The 8553-nt window shown below is 63.1% G+C and carries 9 protein-coding genes; 7 read left to right on the forward strand and 2 right to left on the reverse strand.

The window, feature by feature from the left end:
- The first annotated feature begins 90 nt into the window (after positions 1-90).
- The 7 genes from LAN64_19890 to LAN64_19920 all read left to right on the forward strand — a co-directional run bounded on the left by LAN64_19890 (position 91) and on the right by LAN64_19920 (position 5971).
- On the forward strand, positions 91-507 hold the full coding sequence (locus LAN64_19890) for a type II toxin-antitoxin system VapC family toxin (protein MBZ5570088.1): 417 nt from the start codon (positions 91-93) through the stop codon (positions 505-507).
- Complete coding sequence (locus LAN64_19895) at positions 504-2219, forward strand: electron transfer flavoprotein-ubiquinone oxidoreductase (GenBank protein ID MBZ5570089.1); 1716 nt, start codon at positions 504-506, stop codon at positions 2217-2219. Before LAN64_19890 ends, LAN64_19895 begins: the two co-directional genes overlap by 4 nt.
- Positions 2220-2750: 531 nt before the next feature.
- Positions 2751-3560, forward strand: a complete 810-nt coding sequence (locus LAN64_19900; GenBank protein MBZ5570090.1) for a DUF4184 family protein — start codon at positions 2751-2753, stop codon at positions 3558-3560.
- A 90-nt stretch (positions 3561-3650) separates the two neighbouring features.
- Positions 3651-3947: a PqqD family protein gene (locus tag LAN64_19905; GenBank protein ID MBZ5570091.1), complete on the forward strand. Its 297-nt coding sequence runs from the start codon at positions 3651-3653 to the stop codon at positions 3945-3947.
- Complete coding sequence (locus tag LAN64_19910) at positions 3931-4359, forward strand: lasso peptide biosynthesis B2 protein (GenBank protein ID MBZ5570092.1); 429 nt, start codon at positions 3931-3933, stop codon at positions 4357-4359. The genes LAN64_19905 and LAN64_19910 overlap by 17 nt, the downstream gene beginning before the upstream one ends.
- 18 nt (positions 4360-4377) lie before the next feature.
- On the forward strand, positions 4378-5184 hold the full coding sequence (locus tag LAN64_19915) for an ABC transporter ATP-binding protein (protein MBZ5570093.1): 807 nt from the start codon (positions 4378-4380) through the stop codon (positions 5182-5184).
- Complete coding sequence (locus LAN64_19920; GenBank protein ID MBZ5570094.1) at positions 5168-5971, forward strand: ABC transporter permease; 804 nt, start codon at positions 5168-5170, stop codon at positions 5969-5971. Before LAN64_19915 ends, LAN64_19920 begins: the two co-directional genes overlap by 17 nt.
- 48 nt (positions 5972-6019) lie before the next feature.
- Here LAN64_19920 and LAN64_19925 read toward each other — a convergent pair whose 3' ends face one another.
- Together LAN64_19925 and LAN64_19930 are read right to left on the reverse strand one after the other, a co-directional pair.
- On the reverse strand, positions 6020-7534 hold the full coding sequence (locus tag LAN64_19925; protein MBZ5570095.1) for a tetratricopeptide repeat protein: 1515 nt from the start codon (positions 7532-7534) through the stop codon (positions 6020-6022).
- Between the two features lie 11 nt (positions 7535-7545).
- Positions 7546-8415: a hypothetical protein gene (locus LAN64_19930; protein ID MBZ5570096.1), complete on the reverse strand. Its 870-nt coding sequence runs from the start codon at positions 8413-8415 to the stop codon at positions 7546-7548.
- Positions 8416-8553 lie beyond the last annotated feature (138 nt).

An 8553-nucleotide genomic window follows, 5' to 3' on the forward strand; every position in this document is an offset into this window, starting at 1 on the left:
CGCCGCGAACGCATCCGCAAGCGCGTTGGCCTGCTCGACGACTCTGTTGATCTAGTCCGCGAAGATCGGGACAGGTGAAGATTGCGGTACGTGATCGACGCCAGCGCGGTGCTGAAGTCCTTACTTGCGGAAACCGACAGCGCTCCAGCCGATGCATTAATTGCGAGTCATCGCGACGGATCTTCGTCACTCATCGCCCCCGATCTCATTGTGGCTGAGGTCGGCAATGCACTGTGGAAACGCTGCGAAATCCGGAGGCAGATCACAGCTCGTGAGGCCCGCGAGGCATTCACCGATTTCCTTGCGCTGGGAGTGCTTCTTCATCCATCTGCAGCGCTGGCCGGTGCAGCCATGAACATCGCAATCAGGGAGCATCATCCGATCTATGACTGTTTCTACATTGCTTTGGCGGAGCAGGCGAGTTGCGCTTTCGTAACTGCGGATGAAAAACTTCGCACAAAATTTAGGCGCCACTCCATCATCGGTCTGAGCAGCTTCACAAGATGATCACGTTCCGCAATCCTCTCGAAGGCATCGAGCGCCCCCAAATGGAGGCCGATGTCGTCATCGTCGGCGGAGGGCCCGCCGGCTTGGCCTGTGCCCTCCGGCTCTCTCAACTCATTGACGAACACAATGCGAAACATCCGGATGCGCAGCTCAGCAAGGAGAACATCTACGTTCTCGAGAAGGCGCGTGAGATCGGGCAGCATTGTCTCTCCGGCGCGCTGCTCGATCCGCGCTCCATGCGCGAACTGCTTCCCGACTTCGAAAAAGAAGCTCCGCTGGACGCGCCGGTCACGAAAGAAGCGGTTTACTTCCTGACCAAGACCGGCAAATTCAAGTTCCCGATCACCCCGCCGCCAATGCGCGACCACGGTAACTACGTGATCTCGCTCAACCGCTTCGCCAAGTGGATGGGCGAAAAAGTCGAGGCCACCGGCATCACCATTTTCACCGGGTTTGCCGGCTCGGAGTTGCTGATCGAAGGCGATCATGTTGTCGGCGTTCGAACCGATGACAAGGGCGTGGACAAGACCGGTCAGCAGAAAGGGAACTTCGAGCCCGGATACGACCTGAAGGCGAAAGTCGTCATTCTTGCCGAGGGCACGCGCGGCTCCCTTACCAAGCAGCTCATCGCCCGGTTCCAACTCGACAAGGACGGCAATCCGCAGACCTACGGGGTCGGGGTGAAAGAACTGTGGGAAGTGCCCGCGGGGCGGATCGCGCCAGGCGAGGTCATCTACACGATGGGTTGGCCGCTGACCTCGCGCGAGTATGGCGGCGCCTGGATCTACGGCGGCAAGGACAACGTCGTATCGCTCGGCTTCGTCACGGGCCTTGACTATCCCGACCCGCGCCTCGACCCGCAGCGCGTGCTGCAGGAATTCAAGAAGCATCCGTTTAGTGCCAGGCTGCTCGAGGGCGGACGCATGGTGCGCTACGGCGCTAAGTCGCTGCCCTACGGCGGATGGTGGGCGATTCCGCCGGTTGCCGGCGATGGCTGGATGATCCTCGGCGACTCCGCCGGCTTCCTGAACTCACAGCGGTTGAAGGGCGTTCACCTGGCGATCAAGAGTGGCATGCTGGCGGCGGAAACCGTGATGGACGCAATGTCCACCAACAACTTCAGCAAGAACACGCTCAATCTCTACGCCAGCCGGGTGGAAAAAAGCTGGATCAAGCAGGAGCTCTGGCCGGTGCGCAATTTCCATCAAGGCTTCGAGCACGGCTTCTGGCACGGCATGGTCCACGCCGCCATCCAGCAGGTCAGCGGCGGACGCGGCCTGCACGAAAAATACGGGTGCGAAGCCGGGCATCGCCGTCTGAAAAAACTGGCTACCCTGCCGAACGACGGCGGCGCCGAAGCCGGCCTGCTCGGCAATGCCAAGGGCGACGGCAAACTGACTTTCGACAAGCTTACCGACCTCTATCACTCCGGTACCAAGCACGAGGAAGACCAACCCGCTCACCTGGTGATTCACGACACCAACCTCTGCAATACCCGTTGCGTCACCGAGTTCGGTAACCCCTGCCAGCACTTCTGCCCGGCCAACGTTTACGAGATGGTGGATGCCAGCGACCTCCCCAACGGCAAGCAGATCCACCTCAACCCGTCGAACTGCGTGCACTGCAAGACCTGCGACATCATGGATCCCTACGAGATCATCACCTGGGTTCCACCCGAGGGCGGCGGCGGGCCGAATTACGACGGCATGTAGCTCGGGGTACCCTCCTGCTTTTCCCGGTCGATCTTGATAGGTCAATGGTTGATGGCTGGAGGCGGTAGGCCGGAAGCGCACGCAGGATTTTATTTCTTCATTTGCTACTTCCTGGCTTCCCCGCGAGGTACACTATGCGCAAGCATTCTCGCCCTGAGAATGAAGGGGCTCCGAGCCGCGTTTTCGTCGAGTCCCCCCACAACTAAACGCGACCGGAGCCCTACCGCACATAGCCAGACTGCGCATTCTTAGACTGCCAAACGAACGCTGCAAAGGTGAACGCCAAGATGCGCCGCCTGTCGCTGCTGGGATGCTTGTTTAGGGGGCAGTGGATGATAAGTACACATTTCCGCAAGATTGGCAGGCCGGTCTGGCGATTGTCCTGCTCGGCTGCCTCGTATTGGTGCCCGGCATCGCGCAAGAAATTGACTTTCGCCGAAGCATAAAACATCGCTTCGAGCGGCCGTGACCCGGTAGTTCGTGCACCATAGGCGCGTCGCCGTACCCGGGGTTTCGGGGTACAATTCTTTCGTGCCTCTTACTTTTTCGCATCCTGCGGCGGTGCTGCCGCTGCGCCGCTGGCGACTGGTTTTCTCGGCTCTCGTGGTCGGCAGCATGGCGCCGGATTTTGAATACTTCTTCGCGCTGGTCCGGTCCGTGTCCCACTCCTTCCCGGGTGTAATTACCTTCACGTTTCCGCTTGCCCTGGCGGTGCTGATCATCTTTCACGAGCTGGTGAAGTGGCCGGTGATTTCGCTGTTGCCGCGCGGCATGCAGGCGCGGATGGTCGGTCCGGCGCGGCGATTCCGGTGGTGGCCGCCGTCGCGGTTGCTGTTGGTTATGGTATCGCTGGCAATCGGGATAGCAACACACCTGTTCTGGGACGCATTCACCCACCCCGATGGCTGGGCGGTCATCCACTGGCCGACATTACGTTCCGCGGTTATCGTTTTTCCACACCGGCGAGTTCCATTTCATCTCCTGCTGCAGAACAGTGGAACGGCGCTGGGGCTGCTTGCGGTGGCGCTCAGTTTCGCGCGCTGGTACAGGCACGCTCCGCAGGATGATGTGGCGCCTCACCCGCAATTCTCGCCGGCGATCAAGTGGGCAATTCTCTCGGCCATGGTTGCCACGGCAGTCGTACTGGGGCTGGTAAACGGCGCCGACTGGTATGGGTCGTTGTTGCAGGCCGATTCGCAGCGCACGCGGTTCGTTTTCGGTTCCATGATCGCGGCCATCACGGTAGGGTTCATCGAGTTGTTCGGCTTCGGTCTAATCTGGCGGGCATTCCTGGCGAGAGATACCGCCGGCGCCGCTGCACAAGCAGGTCGTCCCAGCTAGCGCGGGTTCCCAGCACGCAACCCAGGGAGGCCGTCACGGGAATCCGCCGCGCGTATCGTGATACATTCAAAAACGTCAGCAGACGTGCACATGATGACGCTTTCTCCCGACACCTATCTAGTCGCGACTTCGGGGCACCTTTCCTGCGAACTCGATGCCGACACCGTCATTCTTCATCTCGATAGTGGCCTCTATTACGGATTAAACGAAGTCGGTACTACCCTCTGGAGGTTGTTGCAGCAGCCGCGGCGGATCGACGATCTCTGCGACGCCATTGTTGCCGAGTACGACGTGGACTGCGCCACCTGCCAACGCGACGTGGAAGCCGTGCTGCAGCGTCTGACGCAAGCGGGACTGGTGGAGGTGCGCCGTGAAGCTGCTCAGTAAGCTGGCGAAGCTCTCCGCCGCGCGCCGCCGTCTTCTGCTGGAGAGCTGGGCGCGTCTGCTGGGCGCATCGCTTGCGGTGCGCGTCCTGCCCGCTTCCTCGATGACGCGCATGTGGTCTGGCAATGCTGCCGAACGGAGCGCACCCGCGCCGGGCGCCCCGTCGCGAGACGATATCTGCTGGTCGGTGCAGAAGGCCGCCGCACTCATTCCGGGCGCTACTTGTCTGTCACAGGCGATCGTTGCCCGCCGGATGTTGATCAACGCGGGATACGCCGCCCAAGTCCATGTCGGTGTGCAGCTCGGCGGTGAGCGGCCGCTCCACGCGCATGCCTGGGTGATCAGCGACGGCCGCATCGTGGCTGGAGCAAACGCGGTTGCAGGCTACATGCCGCTGAGGAGATCCGCTTCCTAAGCTCAGCGCGGCCAGTGCATGAGTATTCTTGTCTTAGATTCGGTCAGCAAATCGTTTCTCCCGCGCCTCGGCCTGTTCGACTTCCGCCGCGCACAGGCAGCGATCCAGGCGGTACGGCAGGTCTCGCTGACGGCCGCTCGCGGCGAAGTGCTTGTGCTGCTTGGTCCCAACGGCAGCGGCAAATCGACGTTGCTGAAGCTGATTGGCACCATGCTTCTGCCCGACTCCGGCCGCGTTCAGGTGGATGGCGCCGACGCCGTCCGCCACCCCGAGCAGGTGGTTCGAAAAGTGGCGCTGGCGGTTACCAGCCAGCGCTCGTTTTTCCCGCGGCTGACCGCGCGCGAGAACCTTGACTTCTACGCCACGCTCGACGAAGTCCCCGCCTCGGCGCGCGCGCGCCGCGTCAGCGAGGCCTTGGAGACCACCGGCCTGATCTCGATGGCCCATCGCCTCGTGCAGAGCTTTTCCGCCGGCATGTACCAGCGCCTGGGTATTTCGCGCGCGTTACTCAAGAACCCCGCGCTGCTGCTGCTGGACGAACCCTCCAATAGCCTCGATCCGGATACCGCCGCCGCCTTCTGGAGGTGGGTGAAGCGGAGCGCCGACGCCGGTACCACTATCGTCCTGGCGACGCATAGATTCGAAGAGGCGGTTGCAGTGGGCCATCGCGTCGCGGTGCTGCGGCGGGGCGAACTCGCTGCCTGGCGCCAGATTGGGTCCGACACCAGCGTCGAGGAGCTGCGCCGTTACTATCACCAGGACGCGCAAGCATCCGACGCAGGTTCCGCCATGCCATGGAAGGTTCAGGGTGCCGCTACTGCTTGAGAAATTTCTCGCCTTCGTGCGCCGCGACCTGCTCATCGCGTCGCGCTACCGCGGCACGCTCGTCACTTTCCCCCTCACACTGGTAACCGAACTTGCGGGCGCGTACTTCCTGGCACGCGCCATTGGCGATCGCTTCCGCCCGGATGGCTTCGACTACTTTCCGTTCTTGCTGGTCGGCACCGGCATTACCCAGTTGACGGTCCTGTCCATGAACGCTTTTGTCACCAGCGTGCGCGACGCGCAGCTCTCGGGGACGATGGAAATGATGATGGCCACCGCGACTCGCCCGCTGACCGTGATGCTGCTGTCGGCCGCGGTGCTGACCCTCGACCGCATTCTGATGTTCGCCGTGTATCTCGCATTCGGTTGCGCGCTGTTTCACGCGCCGCTGCACAGCCCGCACCCCGGGGCGTTCGCCATCGTGCTGCTGGTCATCGCGGTGATGACGGTCAGCCTTGGCCTGGTTGCCGCTTCCATCCAGTTGTATTTTCAGAGGGGCAGCGCCGCGATCTGGCTGTTTGCCACTGCGGTGTGGCTGCTCTCCGGAAGCATGTTTCCGGTGAGCGCGTTGCCCGCGGTGCTGCGCACCATGGCGAAGCTGCTGCCGATGACGTACGTCGTCAACGTCACCCGCGAGGTGTTGCTGGTGAAGGCGACTCTGCCTGAGGTGGCGCGCCCGGTCATGCTTCTGCTTGCGGTCACTGCGCTGCTGTTGCCGCTGAGCATTTGGATGTTCTCCGCGGTGCTGCGCAACGCGCGCCTGCGCGGCACGCTGTCCATGTATTGAAGGCCGCGGCGCGAAGGTTCGGCGCGACCGAAGCGTTGGGTTCGGCAATCAGGCTCTTGAGCCGCGCTCCGCGCGTCGCAGACGTTGCAAGATGTTCTTGGATGCCGCGCGTACGGCCGAGCCAAGCTGCACGAGCAGTTTTCCCCACCGTGCTTGCCGCGCATAGACGCGCGCCAGCCGCAGCCGAATCTTCACTCGCGCTTCGCCGCCGGCGGCGCACATCCGGTAGAACTGCACTGCGCGCGCCAGGTCGCCGCGCACCTCGTACAGCTGCGCCGCCTCGCCCATGGTTTGTGAATACTGCGGATCGAACAGGCGTGGCTGCGCGGTGCGGGTGTAGATAGTGGCGGCAATGGACTTCTGCCCGGCGAGCGCCAGCTTGAGCGAACGCTCGTAAGCGGCAAGCGCTTCATCGTTGCGCTGCAGTCGCGCCAGGATGCGTCCGTGCAGGCGTTGCGCATCGAGCAGGTTGGGATCGGCGGCGAGAGAACTTTCCACCAAGCCTTTCGCCTCCTCCCAGTTCTCCTGCTGCGCCGCCACCGACGCCAGACCGAGGGTGGCGTACGGGTCTTCCGCATCGAGTTGCAGCGCCGCTCGAAATTCGCGCTCCGCTGCTTGCCAATCGCGGCTCTCCAGGTGTACGAAGCCCGCGCTGCTGAAGGGTGTGCGATACGACGGATCCAAGCGGCAGGCGTTCCGATAGAGCGCTTGCGCCTCTTCGCCTTGACCGGCAAGACGCGCCAACCGGTAAAGCGGTGCCGCTGACTTCGGCAGGCGCTGTGCCGCTTCGGTGAATCGCGACTTCGCGAGTGCCGGATCGCCCCGAGTTTCTGCCTCTGCTCCTTCGCGGATCAGCCGCATGGCCCTGATTTCCGGCGCGTTGGGATCTTTCAGCCGCCGCAGCAGCTCCTCGCCGAGATACTTCCACGGCAACGGTGTGTACCCGCCCTCGACGGAATGGACCACGGTCACCAGGTCGGAACGCACGCGGCACGCCGCCAGCCGCGCCAGAAGGTCTTCGGGCCAGCACCATGGCAGGTCCGCGTGCCGGTCTTGCTCCGCGGCAAGGACGCGCGGAATCACCATGAAGTCAATGTCTATGTCCAGTAACACCGGCTCCTCGATCGCCGGCAAGCGCGCCAGCGGAACGATGGTCAGCGGCTTCTCCCGCAGCGTGGTGGTGATTGCATTCTCCGTGGCGCGCACCGGCCCGGAGTCGCCCTGGTAGCCTCGGGCCAGCTCCGCAGCGCACTGCAGGAGAGGCTCGCGCCCATCCCAGGAGGGATCGGGAACAACCCAGGTCACCGCAGAAACGATGTCGTCCCGCAGCGCGGCCGAAATGAAATTGGCAATGGTGATGTCGCCTTTGGCTTCCAGTTGCAACATGTCGGCATGCGCGTCGATGTGCAGCAGCGTGCGGCGCCGCATGCCGGCATCGCGCCAGGCGTAGTACGCCGCATCGTGGTTCTCCGCCAACACCACGCATGCCACGGGCTCCACCCCAACCCGCGCGGCGGCGCAGGCGTTCATCTGCGATGGGGAATTCCTCTCAAACGATGACATGCGCGATGGGCTCAGCGTACGAGTGTATCGAAGTCGCGTTCGATCATGTCGAGCAACGCGGGAAGTTGGCTGGCATTGGCATGAGGAACAATTCGGCGGATCGGGACATTGGCCGCCAGGGCAGCGAACGTCTTGAAGTCTCGGGCGCGCGCCGCAGCGTCCGCCAGCCACGAGGCGTATGCGTTCGAGGCCAGCAGGAGCAAGCGCTGATCGCCGGCGAGTTTTTCGATGCGTGGCGCCGACTTGTCATTGACTCGATTCGCGAGCACGTAGATCGCGCCCAGCGGCAGCGGCCCGCCGGCAAAGGTGTGGCCATCGCCGCTGACATCCAGGAAGCGCTTGTTCCAGCCCGGGATGATGCGCGGCAGAGCGTCGTCGGAGCCGCACAACATGGCGACCGATTCCGGCCAGAGACAGATATTTGGATATCCGGGGTAAACGACCGCGCCGCCGGAACCGGCCTCCACGCGCAGGACATCGTCGCTGACGGCGGCAAAACCGCGGCGAGCGAGCGCAGCCGCCATGGCGGATTTGCCGGCGCCAACTTCGCCCACAAATGCCAGGGCCTGCCCACCGCGCGCGACGGCGCTGGCATGCAGCGAGCAGGCGCCCTGCAGACGCAGCACATAGCCCAGCAGCGGACCGCGCACCCACGGGATCATCTCCTCAAACGGCAATCGCTTCGGCCAGCGCGCCCAACCCTCGCGGCCGCTGCGATGCACCAGGAATTGGTAATCGTCGTGAACGAACCAGAGGTTCTCCCCGGACTCGTACACCCGCAGTAAGGGCTCGCCATTTTCTTTTTTCGAGGGGCTGGACCAGCGTGGCTGCGCGTTGTTCGCCGGCGGCCGTTTCCCGCGTGGGAAGCCGCGGAAATGCAATTAGAGCGGATTCATGGTTGCTGTACCCTGTAGCCGCAGTGGCGGAACCAAGCGACAGCGTTGTCGGCAGTAATCGACGAGATCGCTTCCGCAGCGGCCTGTTCCAGGGCTTCCGCAAGTCGTGCTTTGGCACTGCGG

The organism is Terriglobia bacterium (assembly GCA_020073185.1).
Lineage (GTDB): Bacteria > Acidobacteriota > Terriglobia > Terriglobales > Acidobacteriaceae > JAIQGF01.

Excerpts from the sequence above, each read along its gene's own strand:
- LAN64_19895 (MBZ5570089.1), top strand. The coding sequence starts at position 504 with ATGATCACGTTCCGCAATCCTCTCGAAGGCATCGAGCGCCCCCAAATG.
- LAN64_19915 (MBZ5570093.1), top strand. The coding sequence starts at position 4,378 with ATGAGTATTCTTGTCTTAGATTCGGTCAGCAAATCGTTTCTCCCGCGC.
- LAN64_19905 (MBZ5570091.1), top strand. The coding sequence starts at position 3,651 with ATGATGACGCTTTCTCCCGACACCTATCTAGTCGCGACTTCGGGGCAC.
- LAN64_19925 (MBZ5570095.1), bottom strand. The coding sequence starts at position 7,534 with ATGTCATCGTTTGAGAGGAATTCCCCATCGCAGATGAACGCCTGCGCC.